Here is a 15,972-nt window from a genome sequence, read left to right as displayed (position 1 = left end):
CATGAAACAGGTCGAGATTTTCACCGACGGGGCCTGCAAGGGCAACCCCGGCCCCGGCGGCTGGGCGGCCTTGCTGCGCATGGGCGCGCGGGAAAAGGAACTGGTAGGCGCCGAGGCGCAGACCACCAACAACCGCATGGAAATGACCGCCGTGATCCGCGCGCTGGCGGCGTTGAACCAGCCATGCGAGGTCAAACTCTGCACCGACAGCAAATATGTGATCGACGGGATCACGCAGTGGGTGTTTGGTTGGCAAAAGCGTGGCTGGGTCAATGCCAAGAAAGAACCCGTGGCCAACGAGGACCTGTGGCGCGAGATGCTTTTGGTGTCCAAGCAGCACAAGATCGACTGGCAATGGGTGCGCGGGCATAATGGACACGCGGAGAATGAGCGCGTGGACAAGCTGGCCAGCGATGCGGCGGTTGAGGTAGCTAAGAAGAAGTAAGGGATGAATGCGAGGGTCTAGACCCTCGCGCTCCCGTTACTGTCTGCGTGGGTGCATCAGGTTCGGCGTTTTGTGTCGTGCGCAGCGTTGGGATTTTAAAGCCTGCGGCGCCTCTTTTCTTCCCGCGAAGCGGCTTACCCCCCAACAAAAAACGCCCCCACGTTTCCGCAGGAGCGCTTTTTAGTAACGGGATTGCAAAGGGACCAAGTCCCTTTGCCCGCCGGAGGCATCAAAACCCCAAACGATTACCCATCCAGCCCATAAGCCGTATGCAGCAAACGCACGGCCAGTTCGGTTTCGTCCGAATCGATCAGCACCGAAACCTTGATTTCCGAGGTCGAGATCGCCTGGATGTTGATCCCGCGGTCAGCCAGAGCCTTGAACATCATGGCTGCGACGCCCGCGTGGCTGCGCATGCCCACGCCCACGACCGAGATCTTGGCGACCTTGGGGTCGGTCGAGAGCTTTTCGTAGCGGATGGTTTCGCGGTTTTCTTCCAGCACGGCCACCGTGCGGTCGAGGTCGGCGGCGGGCACCGTGAAGGTAACGTCCGTGTCCGTATCGGCGCGGCCAACGTTCTGGATAATCATATCCACGTTGATGTTGGCGGCGGCCAGCGGGCCAAAGATCGACGACACGGCGCCCGGACGGTCCGGCACGGCGGTCAGGATAACCTTGGCGTCATTCTTGTCGGCGGCGATGCCGGTGATGAGTTGGCGTTCCATATCCAGGCCCTCAAGTTCTTCGTCGGACACGATCATCGTGCCGGGCAGTGTATCAGCAGCAGGAGCGTTTTCGTCGATGAAGGACGAGAGCACCTGAACGCGCACCTTTTCCTTCATGGCAAGGCTGACCGAGCGGGTCTGAAGCACCTTGGAGCCGACGCTGGCCAGTTCCAGCATTTCCTCATAGGTGACATTCTTGAGCTTGCGCGCCTTGGCGACGATACGCGGATCGGTGGTGTAAACGCCGTCCACGTCGGTGTAGATGTCGCAGCGATCCGCTTTCAGCGCCGCCGCCACGGCCACAGCCGAAGTGTCCGAACCGCCACGACCCAGCGTGGTGATGCGATTATCCGCCGTCAGGCCCTGGAAGCCCGGGATCACGGCGATTTCGCCGCGCGCCATGCTGGCCAGGATCTCGTCGGTGTCGATGGCTTCGATTCGCGCCTTGGCATGGGCGTCATCGGTGCGGATCGGCAATTGCCAGCCCAGCCACGAACGCGCCTTGGCGCCGATGGATTGCAGCGTCAGCGCCAAAAGGCCGCTGGTCACCTGTTCGCCGCTGGCCACCACCACGTCATATTCGGCGGGGTCATACAGCGCGTTGGCTTCACGGCAGAAGTTTACCAGTCGGTCGGTTTCACCCGACATGGCCGACACCACCACCGCCACCTCGTGCCCGGCTTCTTGCTGGCGGCGCACAATGCCCGCCACGCGCCGGATGCGCTCGGTGCCGGCCATGGAGGTGCCGCCGAATTTCATGACGATCCGGGCCACGGTCACAGGCTCCTTAATTGAAACAAAATTACACGCGAGACACTTGCCCCGCTTGGGGCTGGCGCTTTAGGTAGGTCCTATGAGCAATGCAACGACAATTCGCCCGGAAGAAGCCGCCCATTTTGGCAAATTGGCCGCAGAATGGTGGGATCCGAAGGGTTCCTCGGCCATGCTGCATCGTTTGAACCCGGTGCGTCTGAAATTTATCCGCGATGCGGTTGATGCGCATTTCGGGGCCGATTCGCGCTCTGTGCGGCCTCTGGCGGGGCGGCGGGCGGTCGATGTCGGCTGTGGCGCGGGGCTTTTGTGCGAGCCGCTGGCAAGGCTGGGCGCGGCCGTGACGGGCGTGGACGCGGCGGCGGAAAATATCGCGGCGGCCGGCGCGCATGCGGCAGGCGGCGGCCTGTCCATCGAATACGTCTGCGGCGATGTCGGGGCGCTGGGCCTGTCCGGCTATGATCTGGTCACCAGCATGGAGGTGATCGAGCATGTCGCCGATAAGCCCGCCTTCCTGCGCGCGCTGATCGGGGCGATGGCGGACGACGGGCTGATGATCCTTTCCACCCCCAACCGCACGCCGCAATCGAAATGGCTGATGATTGAGGCCGCCGAGCGCGTAGGCATGGTACCGCGCGGGACGCACCATTGGGAAGACTTCATCACGCCCCCCGAGCTGGCGCTGATCCTCGAAGATCTGGGGATGCAGGTGGGCCAGCCGATGGGGATCGCGTGGAATCCTTTTAAGGGCCTGCATCTGTCGAATGATATGGCGTTGAATTATATTCTGACGGCGAAGAAGGCGGTTTAAGGGGGGGGCCTCCGGCGGGCAAAGGGACTCGTCCCTTTGCAATCCCATTACTGGGGTGGCGATGGGATCGCAGGTAAAGCGCCAATCCGCGAAGCGGTTTAATAGCCTGCGGCGCGGCGATGTTGCGCGGGGCCGAACCCTTGGCGCCACATAGACAAAATCGGGATTGTTAAGGGCCCCCGCCCTTAACCCGCCGGAGGCATCTTGTCCTTCACCGCCTCCACCACCTGCGCCTCACGCTCCTCCCAATCCCCATCGATGCGCGTATAGGCCACCCCCGCCCGCACCAGCATCTCCTCCGCAACGGCGGCGAAACGCGCCCTCGCCTCATCGGTGCCGAAAAAGCGCGTGCCGTCGGCCACCCATGGCACATCGGGCGAGAAGAGGAGGTAGAGGTCGGCCTTGGGATAGGCGAAGAGTTCTTGCGGAGCGCGACCGAAAAGCATTTGCGCCCAAGCGGCGGTCATCAACGGATCGGTGTCGAGGATCAGCACCGGGGGCTGCGCCTCGCCGGCGCGCAGCATCGCCTCGTTCTGACCCCGCGCCATGGCCAGCAGGTCGTCCATGGTGAAGTCCGTACCATGGGTCTCGGCATATTCCCGGCCATATTCGGCCACCCATGGCCAGCCGAACCTTTGGCGCAACCTCTCGGCAAGCACCGATTTGCCGGTACTTTCCGCGCCGTGGAAACAGATGCGGATCATGCCCGCCCTGCTTTCATCCATTCGCGCAGGCCCAGCACTGAAAGGACGAGAAAGCCGACATAAAGCGCCGCCGTGGGATAAAGCCCGCGATTGATGTAGAGCGCCACCGAGGCCACATCGATCGCGATCCACAGCACCCAGTTCTCGGTCCGGCGCAGGCCCAGCAGGATCTGCGCGGCAACGCTGGCCCCCGTCACCGCCGAATCGGCAAAAGGCATCGCCGCATTGGTAAAGCGCGCCAGCGCCCAGCCGAGGTTGAGGCTGAGCGCGGCCGTGACCAGCGCCCAGACGATACGGCTGAACGGGCTGAGCCAGCCGACAGGGATGCTGTCGGCCGCGCCCTTGCTTTTGGCCCAGAGCCACCAGCCCCAGCCTTGGGCAGCAAAGAAAAACACCTGAAGCCCGCTTTCAGCATAGAGGCGCTTTTCAAAGAAAACAAAGACGTAGATCGCGACCATCGCCATGCCAAAGGCATAGTTCCAGATCGAGCGCCGGACGAGCAGCACGATATTGACCAGCCCCAGCGCGGCGGCCACCCATTCAAGGAGCGAATACCAGCTCTCGTCCATCGCTTGCCTTCCGTGGCGTTTACCGCAGCGCCGTTTCCCACTCGCTGGCCTTGAAGCCCACCAGCAGGCCGCCCTTATATTCCACGATAGGCCGCTTAATCATCGAGGGGTTCTCGACCATCAGCGACACGGCCAGATTTTCATCAACCATCGCGCGGATTTCTTCCGGCAGCTTTTTGAACGTCGTGCCCGAACGGTTCAGGATCTTTTCCAGCCCGGCCTCGATGATCCAGTTGGTCAGCTTGTCCTTGTCGGCGCCTGCCTTCTTGTAATCATGGAAAGCATAGCTGACGCCATTACCCTCCAGCCACTTGCGCGCCTTTTTGACGGTATCGCAATTGGGGATGCCGTAGAGGGTGATGGTCATTTTAGGGTTCCAATCAAAGTTTGCCCCGCGCTAGACGGCTTTACCCAATCCAGCAAGAGACAGGCCTGATCATCCCCCGATCTGGCATGGATCAGCAGTTGGGCGTCGATGCGGGCACGGACCGCGCCATCGCCCGCCAGGTGATGGCGCGCCCAGATCGTGCAGGCGCCCGAAAGCAGACTGTGTTCTATACATTGGGCCAAAGCGCCAAGCACGGGCGTGGGCAGGCCGCGAAAGGCCCCTTCGGCGATCAGATCGGCATCCATTTTGCCGAGGCGCTGCTCTTCATGAAGCATCGCACCATAGATTCGCTGGAATGTGCGCGCGGCCTGATCTGTGCCCGCGAGATATTTCGCACGCAGGATATTGTCGCAATCACGCTTGTCGCCAGTATCCGGGCGGGTCCATACTTTCAGCCTATAAGCGGGCCATCCGGCAAAATCCGGTATGCCCCAGCCCTCCGATACGCCTTGAACAACGCGGCGCGCGGCCAGCGTGTCATCGGCAAAAGCGTCAGACAGGTTATCCTGCCTTGTCCAGAACAGAGCGCCGACCGCCCCGACCAAAGGCGCCGCCAAAGTCACGGCAAACAGCGCCCCAGCGCAAAACCACTTGGGCGCGGGCCGTTTCACGGAAACACCCTCACCCGCGCATCGTCACACGCATACATCGTGAATTGCTCGTAATACTTCTCCCTCCCCCTCGCCTGCGCCTCGCGGTGTTCGGGGTGGCGCGCCCATGCCCGCGCGGCCTCGACGCTTTCCCAGACCGAGATGGTCACCGTCTCGCCATCGGGGGCGGCAAAGCTTTTGTAATCGAGAAAGCCCGGCTGCGCCCGCGCCAGCTCGTCCATGCGCGCAGCGTCGGCGGCATAGGCGGCGGCATCGTAATCAGCCCGTTTCCGGCTGCGGAACACGTTCATATACATGGGCGCATGGGTAACAGTGGACTTTCCCGCCCACAATCGCCAAAGAGCGCGGCCATGAGCTGGAACACATTTGGCCGCCTTTTCCGATTCACCACCTGGGGCGAAAGCCACGGGCCCGCGCTGGGCGCGGTTGTTGACGGCTGCCCTCCGGGGCTGGAGATCAGCGAGGAGATGATCCAGCCCTTCCTCGACGCGCGCCGTCCGGGGCAGAGCAAGTTCACCACTCAGCGCAATGAGGCCGATCTGGTCAAGATCCTCTCGGGCGTGTTTGAAGGGCGCACGACCGGCACCCCGATCAGCCTGATGATCGAGAACACCGATCAGCGGTCCAAGGATTATTCCGAGGTCGCCAAGTCCTATCGCCCCGGCCATGCCGATTATGCCTATGACGCCAAATATGGTTTCCGCGACTATCGCGGCGGCGGGCGGTCTTCGGCCCGTGAAACGGCGGCGCGCGTGGCGGCGGGCGGCGTGGCGCGGCTGGTGATCCCCGAGGTGCGGATTGTGGGCTATGTCAGCCAGATCGGCGATGACCGCATCGACATGGCTAATTTCGACGAGGCGCAGATCCGGGCCAACCCCTTCTTCTGCCCCGATGCCGAAGCGGCGAAGCGCTGGGAAGCGATTGTGGATCAGGCGCGCCTTGATGGTTCCTCCATCGGCGCTGTGGTCGAATGCGTGGCCTATGGCGTGCCCGCCGGATGGGGCGCGCCGCTTTATGCCAAGCTCGATTCCGAACTGGCCGCCGCGATGATGAGCATCAATGCGGTCAAGGGCGTGGAAATCGGCGATGGCTTTGCCGCCGCCACATTGCGCGGCGAGCAGAACGCCGATGCGATGCGCCCCGGTCCCGATGGACGGCCCCTGTTCGAGGCCAACCATGCGGGCGGCATCGCGGGCGGCATTTCCACCGGCCAGCCGGTGGTGGTGCGCGTGGCCTTCAAGCCGACCAGTTCGATCCTGATCCCGGTGCCCACCATCAACAACGAAGGCGAGGCCGCCGAAATCCGCACCAAGGGCCGCCATGACCCTTGCGTGGGCATTCGCGGCGTGCCCGTGGTCGAGGCGATGATGGCGCTGGTTCTGGCCGATCAGAAGCTGATCGACCGTGGACAGGTTTCCGCTCCCCGCGCTTGAGCCGGGCTTCTGCTTGGGTTAGCTTGCCCCCGGTCTTGGGCCGGGGGTATGCGCCATGGGCAATCTCGATTTTCCCAAAGTGATTGCGGCAGCGGCGGTCAGCCCGCTGGGCGTGCTCTCGCTGCTGGTGCTGGTGATCGCCATGATCGCGCTCAGCTTCTTTCGCCGCTCGGGCGATTCGGTAAAGCTGGTGGTGTTTGGCGGGCTGCTGCTCTCGGCGGTGGGGTTTGGCGCGGCGACGATGATGGCGGGGCAATCCTCAGCCAGCGATGCGCCCAAACCGGACAGTTCTGCCGCCCCGGAAACCGTCCCCACGCCCGCATCGCTGCTGGCCTCATCCCCAAATGCCGGCGCCTCGATGACCGGCCTGTGGAGCAGCGGAGACGGTTTCAGCTTTCGCTTCACCCAGACGGGCCAGTCCATCGCCTATGACACGATAGAGAATGGCGCCAAGACCGGATCGGGCAAGGGCCGGATCGAAGGTCAGCATGTCTCATGGCACTATACCGTCGATGCCAGTGGCCAGAGCGGCGATTGCTCCGGCACATTGTCGGGCGATGCGCGCAAGGTGACCGGGCAATGCGCATCGGGCGACGACAAGCCATGGGATCTGAACATCCGCAGGCAGGATTGATGATCGGATAAATCGATCAAACCGGAGCTATCACCCCCGACTTATCGTGAATACCAATATGATTAATCGGGAATCCGCACTTCGCATTTGCGCCATCAGTGCCTATCTCGGCTTCAACAGTTTCAACACCCCCAGATACAAACTGGGCAAACGACGGAGTCTATCCCATGTCGCTTATCGGCTATTCGATCCAGCCCTTCACCGCCACCGCCTATAAAGCCGGCGCATTCGTCGACGTCACCGACGCCGACATCAAGGGCAAGTGGTCGGTGTTCTTCTTCTATCCGGCCGACTTCACCTTCGTGTGCCCGACCGAACTGGAAGACCTCCAGAACGAATATGCTGCTCTCAAGGCCATGGGCGTTGAAGTGTACGGCGTGTCGACCGACACCCACTTCAGCCACAAGGCATGGGCCGACACCTCGCCCGCCATCGGCAAGATCGAATATTTCCTGGTCGGCGACCAGAACCATGACCTGACCAAGCAGTTCAACAACCTGCGCGAAGGCGTTGGCCTGGCCGACCGCGGCACCTTCGTGACCGATCCCGAAGGCGTGGTGCAGCTGGTCGAAGTGACTCCCGAAGGCGTGGGCCGCAACGCTGCCGAACTGGTGCGCAAGATCAAGGCCGCCAAGTACTGGCAGGAACACCCCGGTCAGGTCTGCCCCGCCAAGTGGGAAGAAGGCGCCGAAACGCTGGCTCCCTCGATCGATCTGGTCGGCAAGATCTGATTGGTTTGAAGTTTGGAAATACCCGCAGGGGGACTCGTCCCCCTGCGCCCCCAATACGCCTCCCGGCGAGAGATGAGCGATCCGCGGCCCCCGAGCGCTTGGATCGCACTGCCGGAGGCTTTTATAGCTGCTGCACCGCAGGGCCTTTTATACATAGCGCTGCCTGATAAGCTGCCCTTTCGTCGGAAGACGTTATGGGAGCATGAGGGGCCGCGCCCCTCGCATATCTAAATCCGAAGGATCATCCGATGCTCGACGCCAACCTGTCCGCCCAACTCAAACAATATCTCGCCATGCTGCGTGAACCGATTGAGCTTGTCGCCAGCCTTGGCGACGATGCGAAATCGGCCCAGACCCGCGAATTGATCGAAGCGATTGCTGCGCTGTCCGACAAAGTTTCGGCGCGTTTCGATGGAACAAACGCGCGTGTCCCTTCTTTCACCATCAGCCCCGTGGCCAATGCGCATGACCGTGTGCGCTTTGCTGGCCTGCCGATGGGGCACGAATTTACTTCTCTGGTCCTGGCATTGCTGTGGGCCGGTGGCCACCCGCCCAAGGTGTCGCAACAGGTGCTGGATCAGGTAACAAGCCTGGCCAGCACCCACAATTTCGAGATGTATTTCTCGCTGACCTGCCACAACTGCCCCGATGTGGTTCAGGCCATGACGCTGATCGCGCTGAAGAACCCCAATTTCCGCGCGACCCTGATCGAGGGCGGCACCTATCAGGCCGAAGTCGATGAGCGCGGCGTGATGGCTGTACCCGCCGTGTTCAAGGATGGCGCGATGTGGCTGTCGGGCAAGAAGACGCTGGAGGAAATCGTCGCCGATCTGGACGAAGGCGCCGAGGCCAAGGCCGCCGATGCGATCAACGCCAAGGCGCCGTTCGAAGTGCTGGTCGTCGGCGGCGGCCCCGCTGGCGCGGCCTCGGCCATCTATACCGCGCGCAAGGGCATCCGCACGGGTGTCGCCGCGCAGCGTTTCGGCGGGCAGGTGCTCGACACGCTGGGGATCGAGAATTTCATCTCGGTTTCCCACACCGAAGGCCCGAAACTGGCCGCCGCGCTCGAAAGCCATGTGAAGGACTATGATGTCGACATCATGAACCTTGCCACCGCGCAAAAGCTGATCCCGGCGGAGCGTGAAGGCGACTATCACCAGATCGAGCTGGCCAATGGCGGCGTGCTGCGCGCGCGCTCCATCGTGCTCTCCACCGGCGCACGCTGGCGCAACATGAATGTGCCGGGCGAAAAGGACTATGCCAACAAGGGCGTGGCCTATTGCCCGCACTGCGACGGCCCGCTGTTCAAGGGCAAGCGCGTGGCCGTGATCGGCGGCGGCAATTCGGGCGTAGAGGCGGCCATCGACCTTGCGGGCCTCGTCGCCCATGTCACGCTGATCGAATTTGACAGCGCGATGCGGGCCGATGCCGTGCTTCAGGACAAGCTGCGGTCCTTGCCCAACGTGACGATCATCACCAGCGCGCTGACGACCGAAGTGCTGGGCGATGGCGCCAAGGTGACGGGCCTGACCTATAAGGACCGCAACACTGACGCGGTCCACACGGTCGAGCTCGAAGGTATCTTCGTCCAGATCGGCCTCGTCCCCAACACCGAATGGCTCAAGGGCGCCCTCGCCCTGTCGCCGCGCGGTGAAATCGAGATCGACGCCAAGGGCGCCACCAGCGTGCCGGGGGTGTTCGCGGCGGGCGACTGCACCACCGTGCCCTATAAGCAGATCGTCATCGCCATGGGCGCGGGCGCAACGGCGGGGCTGTCGGCGTTTGATTATCTGATCCGGACACCTGCGCCGGTGCTGGAAGGGGTGGCCTAAGAGGTTTTATGCCTCCGGCGGGTTAAGGGACTTGGTCCCTTAACAATCCCAGGACTGTCTTTGTTGAGTATAGGGTTCGGCCTCGTGGGTCGGACGCAATGTCTGAAATTGAAAGCCTGCGGCGCCAATCGGCCCTACGTTGCCGCGCCGCAGGCTATATAAACCGCTTCGCGGATGAGCGCATCGAAGCAAACCTAGCGCCACCCCATTATCGGGATTGTTAAGGGCCCCGCCCTTAACCCGCCGGAGGCAAACCTTACTTCCCCCGCTTCAAAATAATATACACCGCCCCCGCGCCCCCATGCCGGGGATGCGCGGCGCGCACGGCGGCGATGCGCGAAGCATGCGAGCCATGGACCAGCCAGTCGAGGAACTTGGCCCGGATCACCCCGCGATGCGATCCGCGATCCGCCGGGCCGGGGGCCGGACGCGCACGGCCAGTAATCAGCAGTACCACCCGCGCGCCCTGCGCCAGGGCCAGCGCAAGGCCGTGATCGAGACGCTGATAGGCCCCTTCCAGATTGGCCCCGTGGAGATCGAGCGTAAAATCGGGGGCCACCTGTCCCTTGCCCAGCCTTTTGTCCCATCCGCCGTCCAGCCCATGCCGATCCAGCGGACGCGTGGGCGCAGGCGGCGGCGCGGGCGGCGGCAAAGGCGCCGGAACCCGGCCTTTGATACGCTTGGGCGGCATAGGCGGCGGCTCGGCCACAGGGGGCGGCGGCACCGTGGGTTCAACCCTGCGACGCGGCTCCAGCGGCTCGATCGTATCGGCCACGCGGCGCCACAGATCCTCTTCTTCCGGCGTCAGCCTGCGCCCGCCGCGCAGGGCGAATGGCGCCCTCATCGCACGCCAAGCCGCGCCAGCGTCCCCTTGGGCAGCAGGATATAGGCCCGCCCACGCGCCAGCATACCGCCCGCGATGCGCCGCGCCTCATCGCCCGCACCCCAGAAGCTGTCAAAGCGGTTAGCGCCCTTGATCGCCCCGCCGGTGTCCTGCGCCACCCACAGGCCGTTGACCTTGTTCGCATTGGCCAGCGCCGGATCGGCCGCGATCAGCACCGGCGCGCCCAGTGGGACAAACAGCGGATCGGCCGCCACGCTGACATGGGGCCGCACCGGCACGCCCATCGCCCCGATCGGTCCATCGCCGGTCAATTCGCGGAAGAACACCCAGCTCTTGTTCTGGCGCATTAAGGACATGCCATCCTGCGGATGTTCGCGGATATATTGCATGATGCCCTGCATCGAGCCGGCATATTGCCCCGGCGCATTGCCCAACAGGCCCTGCTGGCGCATTACCGTGCCGATGCCAGTGTAATTTTGGCCGTTATCGGCGGCATAACCGATGCGAATCACTCGCCCATCCGGTCCGCGCAGCCGCCCGGAACCCTGAATTTGCAGGAAAAAGAATTCGACCGGATCGGCCGTCCAAGCAATCTCCAGCCCTTTGCCGACCAGCTTGCCATCGTCGATCTCGCCCCGCTCGAAATAGGGCTGAAACACCCCATTTTCGTCATAGCGGCCAAAGGGCGTCTGGCCATTGGGCTTGATCGGCGCATCGCCGGGGCGCGCATGGACCAGATCGCGCGGCACGCCATAGACCGGCACATCATAGCCGGGTTGACGGGTGCGACTGCCCGCGATTTCGGGCTCGTAATAGCCGGTGACATAGGTGGCCCCGTCGCTGACCTGCGCCAGTTCGAAGCGCGAGCGGAAGAACCGCCCCGCATCGGCCGAGGTCCAGCCCGAGGCCGCCGCGCACACATCCTGCCAATCGGCGCGCTGGGTCAACCCGCTGGTATCCGTGCGCGCCAGCAATTTGGGGCAGCTCTCACGGAAGGAGGCAAGCGCGCTCTGCGCCGTACCATCGCTCAGCGGGAAGGCCGCCAGATCCGGCCCGCGATGAACGCCGACATCCATCGCGGTCACCACCGGCTTTGGCGGAGGAACGGGGGTGGTGGGAACCGGACGCGGAGGGCGCGTAACGGGGGGACGGGGGCCGGGAATGATGCGGGCGCAAGCCTCAAGCAACAGCAAGCCCATCAGCGCCGCGCCGATTCGCGACTGCCTCAAATTCATAATCGTCCCCACCAGAAGCGCCTGTCGGCGCATGTCATGCCCCGCCCCACGGCGCAGGCAAACGGGGCGAACGCCTTGGCGCCGCCCCGCTTCGACAAGGTCTTAGCCTTCGTCGGTCTCTTCGAGAAGCCAATCGGGATCGGCCGAGTGGATATCGCGGCGGAATGTCCAGACATCGCGCACCTCGACCGCATCGTTAAGCGAGCCTGCGATCACCTTGCCATCGCGGTCGCGCGTGACGGCGGCAATATCGGCAACAAAGCGGACCGCCACGCGGGCGAAGGGAGCCGAATAGCTGGCGCCCACGATCTGGATTTCCTCAACACGCACAAGGCTGTTGTTGAAAGTCTCGCCGGCGGCCTCGCGCTCATCAATCGCGGCAATGAAGCTGCGCGCGACATCGGCATCGCACAGATGGCCCAATTGCCCACGATCACCGCGCCAGTAAGCCTCAAGCACCATACGATAGGCCGAACGCGCGCCTTCGACAAAGGTCACGGGGTCAAAGCGGCGATCAACCGCGATGATTTCGCGCAATCCGCGCTCTACGCCCGGCAGCACAGCGCCCAGTTCGCGCGGTCGAACCGCACCGGCCACGGCCCGTTCGGGCAGCGGCAAAGCGGGGGTCGCAGCGGCGGGCTGGGCGTCCAGACGGCTCTGTACCGGCTCCTCGCCATGTTCGGCGCGGCGCCCCAGCACCGAATAGAGACGCATGCCCAGAAAGGCTGCGATCATGGCCAGAATGACGATCGAGACGGTCACTTGCGTTTGCTTTCATCCCTGTGAGCGAGTCTTGCAACATGCAGACTTCACCCTTCATAGTGCCTTACATAGTGACGATTGACAAATGAACAACGCATGGATGGGGATATAATCCCGAAAAAATCCCCCGGTGCGACACAATCGTCGCAACTGTCTGGCGCGGCAACTGTTTGTCGGTCCGCCCAGATCCTTGTGCGGTGCTGGCCGTGATGCTAGGCGCTTTGCCCAAACCATGACCACCACATGCGCCCGCAGTCCGGGCCACACAGGGAAAGTATCAAACATGGCCGATGATGGCACCGTCACTTCCTCGCTGCGTCTGGATGGCGAGGACACCCTGCCCAGCGCAGGCGTGATTTCGCAATATGTGAAGGACTTGTCGGTCGAAAATCCCAATGCGCCCGAAAGCTTTTCGTGGCAGGATTCGCCCCAGCTGGACATCCAGTTCAACATTCAGGCCCGCGCTATCGAAGGCGACGTGCATGAGGTCGAGCTGAAGATCCAGATCAACGCGCGCAGCGAAGCGGGCGTGGCCTATATCGTCGATCTGACCTATGCGGGCCTGATCGGCATGCGCAATCTGGAAGAAGCCCAGATGCACGCCTTCATGTTTGCCGAGGCGCCGCGCATCCTCTTCCCGTTTGCCCGCCGCGTGATCGCCGACGCCACGCGCGATGCAGGCTTTACCCCGGTAATGCTGGAACCCATTGATTTCAATGGCCTCTACATCCAGCAGCTCGCCGCGCAGGCCGAAGCCCAGCAGGGCCCCTCGGCCAGCGACGAGCCTGCCGGCCACGCATAATGTCCCGCCCGGCCTCCGTTGGGGGCCGGGCAACTACCCCACGGGTGCCAGAGCCAAGACCATCTTCCCATGAACCTTCTTAAAGCCACGGGGACGATCGGCGGCCTCACCCTGATGAGTCGCGTGCTGGGACTGGTGCGCGATTCGCTCTTTGCGCGCATGGTGGGCGCAGGCTTTGCCTCGGACGCCTTTCTGGTGGCCTTCCGCCTGCCCAACATGTTCCGCGCCCTGTTTGCCGAAGGCGCCTTTGCCAGTGCCTTTGTGCCCATGTTCAATCAGAAAGTGGCCGATGCGCAGGGGCGCGGCCTGCCCGATGGCATCGCCTTTGCCGAGGCCGCGCTCTCGGTGCTGTTGCCGGTGCTGATCGCAATGACGGTGCTGCTGGAAATTTTCGCATGGCCCGTGACATGGGCGCTGTCGGGCCGTTTCCACGGGGTTTCGCCCGATCAGTTTGCCTTTGCGGTCAAGCTTTCGCGGCTGACGATCCCCTATCTGATGCTGATCTCGCTGGTGTCCTTGCTGGGCGGCATCCTCAATTCGCTGCACAAATTCTGGGTCAATGCCGCCGCGCCCATCCTGCTCAATCTGACGCTGATCGGTGCGCTGCTGTTTTTCCATTCGCCCGATCCGTTTGAAACCGCGCGCAATCAGGCGCTGGCGGTCACGGTGTCTGGCGCGCTGCAACTGGCATGGCTGGCCCATGCGGCCTATCGCAACGGCGTTTCGCTGCGCCCCCACTGGCCGCGTTTCACGCCGGAGGTGAAGCGGTTGATGGCGCTGATCTGGCCGGCGGCGGCGGGCGCAGGCGCGGTGCAGATCAACCTTGTCATCTCGACCGCCCTTGCCGCCAGCCTGCTCGACCATGGCAGCGTGACCTATATCTACATGGCCGACCGGCTAAACCAATTGCCGCTGGGCCTGATCGGCATTGCGCTGGGCACGGTGCTGCTGCCCACGATCAGCCGCCTGCTGGGCGCGGGCGATGAGGCGGGCGCGATGGAGACGCAGAACAGGGGCCTCGAAATTGCCCTGCTGCTCACCCTGCCCGCGACGGTCGGCTTGGTGTTCTGCGGCGAGCCGATTGCCGCCGCGCTGTTCGGCTATGGCCGCTATACCGCGCTCGACACCACCCATACCGCGCAGGCGCTGGCCGCCTTCTCGATCGGCCTGCCCAGCTATATTCTGGTGAAGGTGCTGACGCCCGGCTATTACGCTCGCCACGACACCAAAACCCCGGTGCGTTTCGCCACGATCAGCATGGGGGTCAACCTTGCGCTCAACCTGATCCTGATCCTGCCGCTGCGCCACATGGGGCCGCCGCTGGCCACGGCGATTGCTTCCACGGTCAATGTCTGGCTGCTCTATGCCACGCTGGTCAAGCGCGGGCATTTCGCGCTCGATTCGCGCCTGCGCCACCGGGCATGGCGGCTGGGCGTGGCGGCGCTGACCATGGGCGCGGTGCTGTGGATCAGCCAGCCCTGGCTGATGCCCTATACGCATGGCTCGTGGTTTGTGCGTCTGACCGCGATGGGGGCGCTGGTGGGCGGGGGCGTTTTTGTCTATGGCCTCGCCAGCTTTGCCCTTGGCGCCTTTGGCGTTGAGGATCTTAAACTTTTGCGGCGTCGCCGCGTTTCAGCAGAGAAGTGAAACACATGCGTATCGTTTCTGGCATTCAGCCCACCGGCAATCTTCACCTTGGCAATTACCTTGGTGCGATCCGCAACTGGGTGGCGATGCAGGACGAGTGGACGGCCAAGGGCGGGGAATGTTTCTACTTCCTCGCCGACCTTCACGCGATTTCGATGCCGCATGATCCCAAGGCTCTGGGCGAGAACACGCGCGAGATGACCGCCGCACTGGTGGCCTGCGGGGTCGATCCTGATCGCTCGACCCTGTTCAACCAGACGCAGGTGCCAGCCCATGCCGAGCTGCAATGGCTGCTCAACGGCACGGCGCGCGTGGGCTGGTTGAACCGCATGACCCAGTGGAAGGACAAGGCGGGCAAGAACCGGGACGGCCAGTCGGTCGCGCTTTTCACCTATCCCGTGCTTCAGGCCGCCGACGTACTGATCTATCAGGCCACCCACGTTCCCGTGGGCGAGGATCAGAAGCAGCATCTCGAACTGGCGCGCGACATTGCGCAGAAGTTCAACAATGACTTCTGCGCCGAGGACGCTCCGCTGTTCGTCCTGCCCGAACCGATCATCCCGCCCGCCGCCGCGCGCATCATGTCCCTGCGCGATGGTTCAGCCAAGATGAGCAAGTCCGACCCCAGCGACATGAGCCGCATCAACCTGACCGACGATGCAGACGCGATCATGAGCAAAATCAAGAAGGCCAAGAGCGACGCCGACGCCTTGCCCAGCGAGGCCGAAGGGCTGGAAGGCCGCCCCGAGGCGCGCAATCTGGTGGGCATCTATTCGGCCATGTCGGGGCAATCGGTGGCGCAGATCCTTGGTGATTTTGGCGGCAAGGGCTTTGGCGCGTTCAAGCCTGCGCTGGGCGAATTGCTGGTGGAAAAGCTCAGCCCCATCAACGAGCGTTTCAACACGCTGCGTCAGGACCGCGAGGCGTTGAACGCCATCCTGCGCAAGGGTGCCGAAAAGGCTCGCGCCGCCTCGGCCCCGACGCTGGCCGCCACCTATGACGCGCTGGGTCTGGTGCGTTGACAAATC

Annotated in this window: 18 protein-coding genes; 9 read left to right on the top strand and 9 right to left on the bottom strand. The window is 63.3% G+C overall.

Translation table 11 applies throughout. The features are described 5' to 3' along the window. Position 1 precedes the first annotated feature (1 nt). A complete protein-coding gene (rnhA, locus tag GGR38_RS08890; protein WP_183624663.1) occupies positions 2–445 on the top strand; it encodes a ribonuclease HI in 444 nt (147 codons plus the stop codon). A gap of 245 nt (positions 446–690) precedes the next feature. Here the strand turns inward: rnhA and GGR38_RS08885 are convergent, their stop codons facing one another. Beyond that, entirely contained in the window at positions 691–1,944 is a 1,254-nt protein-coding gene (locus GGR38_RS08885) for an aspartate kinase (RefSeq protein WP_425497050.1), read from the bottom strand. Positions 1,945–2,023: 79 nt separating this feature from the next. Here GGR38_RS08885 and ubiG point away from each other — a divergent pair, with 79 nt between their 5' ends. Continuing rightward, positions 2,024–2,752 carry a bifunctional 2-polyprenyl-6-hydroxyphenol methylase/3-demethylubiquinol 3-O-methyltransferase UbiG gene (ubiG, locus tag GGR38_RS08880; RefSeq protein ID WP_183624661.1) on the top strand — a complete coding sequence of 243 codons (729 nt, stop codon included), beginning with the start codon at positions 2,024–2,026 and terminating at the stop codon, positions 2,750–2,752. A gap of 185 nt (positions 2,753–2,937) precedes the next feature. On the opposite strand, the gene GGR38_RS08875 is transcribed toward ubiG, so the two are convergent. From GGR38_RS08875 to GGR38_RS08855, 5 genes are read right to left on the bottom strand one after another with little or no spacing between them, the layout of a single operon-like run. Continuing rightward, entirely contained in the window at positions 2,938–3,456 is a 519-nt protein-coding gene (locus tag GGR38_RS08875; protein ID WP_183624659.1) for an AAA family ATPase, read from the bottom strand. After that, positions 3,453–4,025 (bottom strand): nicotinamide riboside transporter PnuC, encoded by a 573-nt coding sequence (gene pnuC, locus GGR38_RS08870; protein ID WP_183624657.1) that lies wholly within the window; start codon positions 4,023–4,025, stop codon positions 3,453–3,455. The genes GGR38_RS08875 and pnuC overlap by 4 nt, the downstream gene beginning before the upstream one ends. 19 nt (positions 4,026–4,044) lie before the next feature. Beyond that, positions 4,045–4,392 carry an arsenate reductase gene (locus GGR38_RS08865; RefSeq protein ID WP_183624655.1) on the bottom strand — a complete coding sequence of 116 codons (348 nt, stop codon included), beginning with the start codon at positions 4,390–4,392 and terminating at the stop codon, positions 4,045–4,047. Beyond that, entirely contained in the window at positions 4,389–5,024 is a 636-nt protein-coding gene (locus GGR38_RS08860; protein ID WP_183624653.1) for a hypothetical protein, read from the bottom strand. Before GGR38_RS08860 ends, GGR38_RS08865 begins: the two co-directional genes overlap by 4 nt. After that, the gene (locus GGR38_RS08855; protein ID WP_343059049.1) at positions 5,021–5,314 is read right to left on the bottom strand and encodes an antibiotic biosynthesis monooxygenase family protein; all 294 of its coding nucleotides are present in this window, start codon (positions 5,312–5,314) and stop codon (positions 5,021–5,023) included. Before GGR38_RS08855 ends, GGR38_RS08860 begins: the two co-directional genes overlap by 4 nt. Before the next feature lie 60 nt (positions 5,315–5,374). Here GGR38_RS08855 and aroC point away from each other — a divergent pair, with 60 nt between their 5' ends. The 4 genes from aroC (at position 5,375) to ahpF (ending at position 9,654) form a co-directional block, all read left to right on the top strand. Then, positions 5,375–6,457: a chorismate synthase gene (gene aroC / locus GGR38_RS08850; RefSeq protein WP_183624649.1), complete on the top strand. Its 1,083-nt coding sequence runs from the start codon at positions 5,375–5,377 to the stop codon at positions 6,455–6,457. 55 nt (positions 6,458–6,512) lie between these two features. Beyond that, positions 6,513–7,091, top strand: a complete 579-nt coding sequence (locus tag GGR38_RS08845) for a hypothetical protein (protein ID WP_183624647.1) — start codon at positions 6,513–6,515, stop codon at positions 7,089–7,091. A gap of 167 nt (positions 7,092–7,258) precedes the next feature. After that, positions 7,259–7,822: an alkyl hydroperoxide reductase subunit C gene (ahpC, locus tag GGR38_RS08840; RefSeq protein ID WP_183624645.1), complete on the top strand. Its 564-nt coding sequence runs from the start codon at positions 7,259–7,261 to the stop codon at positions 7,820–7,822. Positions 7,823–8,070: 248 nt separating this feature from the next. Further along, entirely contained in the window at positions 8,071–9,654 is a 1,584-nt protein-coding gene (gene ahpF / locus GGR38_RS08835) for an alkyl hydroperoxide reductase subunit F (protein ID WP_183624643.1), read from the top strand. Positions 9,655–9,910: 256 nt separating this feature from the next. Here the strand turns inward: ahpF and GGR38_RS08830 are convergent, their stop codons facing one another. The 3 genes from GGR38_RS08830 to GGR38_RS08820 all read right to left on the bottom strand — a co-directional run bounded on the left by GGR38_RS08830 (position 9,911) and on the right by GGR38_RS08820 (position 12,495). Then, a complete protein-coding gene (locus GGR38_RS08830; RefSeq protein ID WP_183624641.1) occupies positions 9,911–10,498 on the bottom strand; it encodes a Smr/MutS family protein in 588 nt (195 codons plus the stop codon). Next, entirely contained in the window at positions 10,495–11,733 is a 1,239-nt protein-coding gene (mltA, locus tag GGR38_RS08825) for a murein transglycosylase A (RefSeq protein ID WP_183624639.1), read from the bottom strand. The genes GGR38_RS08830 and mltA overlap by 4 nt, the downstream gene beginning before the upstream one ends. Positions 11,734–11,835: 102 nt before the next feature. Next, on the bottom strand, positions 11,836–12,495 hold the full coding sequence (locus GGR38_RS08820; RefSeq protein ID WP_183624637.1) for a Tim44/TimA family putative adaptor protein: 660 nt from the start codon (positions 12,493–12,495) through the stop codon (positions 11,836–11,838). A gap of 283 nt (positions 12,496–12,778) precedes the next feature. On the opposite strand from GGR38_RS08820, the gene secB reads away from it, so the two are divergent. From secB to trpS, 3 genes are all read left to right on the top strand, one after another. After that, complete coding sequence (gene secB, locus GGR38_RS08815; protein ID WP_172341748.1) at positions 12,779–13,297, top strand: protein-export chaperone SecB; 519 nt, start codon at positions 12,779–12,781, stop codon at positions 13,295–13,297. A 69-nt stretch (positions 13,298–13,366) separates the two neighbouring features. Beyond that, positions 13,367–14,944, top strand: coding sequence for a murein biosynthesis integral membrane protein MurJ (murJ, locus tag GGR38_RS08810; RefSeq protein ID WP_183624635.1), 1,578 nt, complete (start codon positions 13,367–13,369; stop codon positions 14,942–14,944). 5 nt (positions 14,945–14,949) lie between these two features. Continuing rightward, positions 14,950–15,966, top strand: coding sequence for a tryptophan--tRNA ligase (gene trpS, locus GGR38_RS08805; RefSeq protein ID WP_183624634.1), 1,017 nt, complete (start codon positions 14,950–14,952; stop codon positions 15,964–15,966). Positions 15,967–15,972: the final 6 nt, after the last annotated feature.

The organism is Novosphingobium sediminicola, from assembly GCF_014196525.1.
Classification (GTDB): Bacteria; Pseudomonadota; Alphaproteobacteria; order Sphingomonadales; family Sphingomonadaceae; genus Novosphingobium; species Novosphingobium sediminicola.
This window is presented reverse-complemented; position numbering and strand designations above follow the sequence as displayed.

Bases quoted from the DNA above. Each gene is read 5' to 3' on its own strand.
- GGR38_RS08830 (WP_183624641.1), bottom strand. From the start codon at position 10,498: ATGAGGGCGCCATTCGCCCTGCGCGGCGGGCGCAGGCTGACGCCGGAA.
- GGR38_RS08855 (WP_343059049.1), bottom strand. From the start codon at position 5,314: ATGAACGTGTTCCGCAGCCGGAAACGGGCTGATTACGATGCCGCCGCC.
- ahpC (WP_183624645.1), top strand. From the start codon at position 7,259: ATGTCGCTTATCGGCTATTCGATCCAGCCCTTCACCGCCACCGCCTAT.
- GGR38_RS08875 (WP_183624659.1), bottom strand. From the start codon at position 3,456: ATGATCCGCATCTGTTTCCACGGCGCGGAAAGTACCGGCAAATCGGTG.
- ahpF (WP_183624643.1), top strand. From the start codon at position 8,071: ATGCTCGACGCCAACCTGTCCGCCCAACTCAAACAATATCTCGCCATG.
- rnhA (WP_183624663.1), top strand. From the start codon at position 2: ATGAAACAGGTCGAGATTTTCACCGACGGGGCCTGCAAGGGCAACCCC.
- trpS (WP_183624634.1), top strand. From the start codon at position 14,950: ATGCGTATCGTTTCTGGCATTCAGCCCACCGGCAATCTTCACCTTGGC.
- pnuC (WP_183624657.1), bottom strand. From the start codon at position 4,025: ATGGACGAGAGCTGGTATTCGCTCCTTGAATGGGTGGCCGCCGCGCTG.
- murJ (WP_183624635.1), top strand. From the start codon at position 13,367: ATGAACCTTCTTAAAGCCACGGGGACGATCGGCGGCCTCACCCTGATG.
- GGR38_RS08845 (WP_183624647.1), top strand. From the start codon at position 6,513: ATGGGCAATCTCGATTTTCCCAAAGTGATTGCGGCAGCGGCGGTCAGC.
- GGR38_RS08865 (WP_183624655.1), bottom strand. From the start codon at position 4,392: ATGACCATCACCCTCTACGGCATCCCCAATTGCGATACCGTCAAAAAG.
- ubiG (WP_183624661.1), top strand. From the start codon at position 2,024: ATGAGCAATGCAACGACAATTCGCCCGGAAGAAGCCGCCCATTTTGGC.
- secB (WP_172341748.1), top strand. From the start codon at position 12,779: ATGGCCGATGATGGCACCGTCACTTCCTCGCTGCGTCTGGATGGCGAG.
- mltA (WP_183624639.1), bottom strand. From the start codon at position 11,733: ATGAATTTGAGGCAGTCGCGAATCGGCGCGGCGCTGATGGGCTTGCTG.
- aroC (WP_183624649.1), top strand. From the start codon at position 5,375: ATGAGCTGGAACACATTTGGCCGCCTTTTCCGATTCACCACCTGGGGC.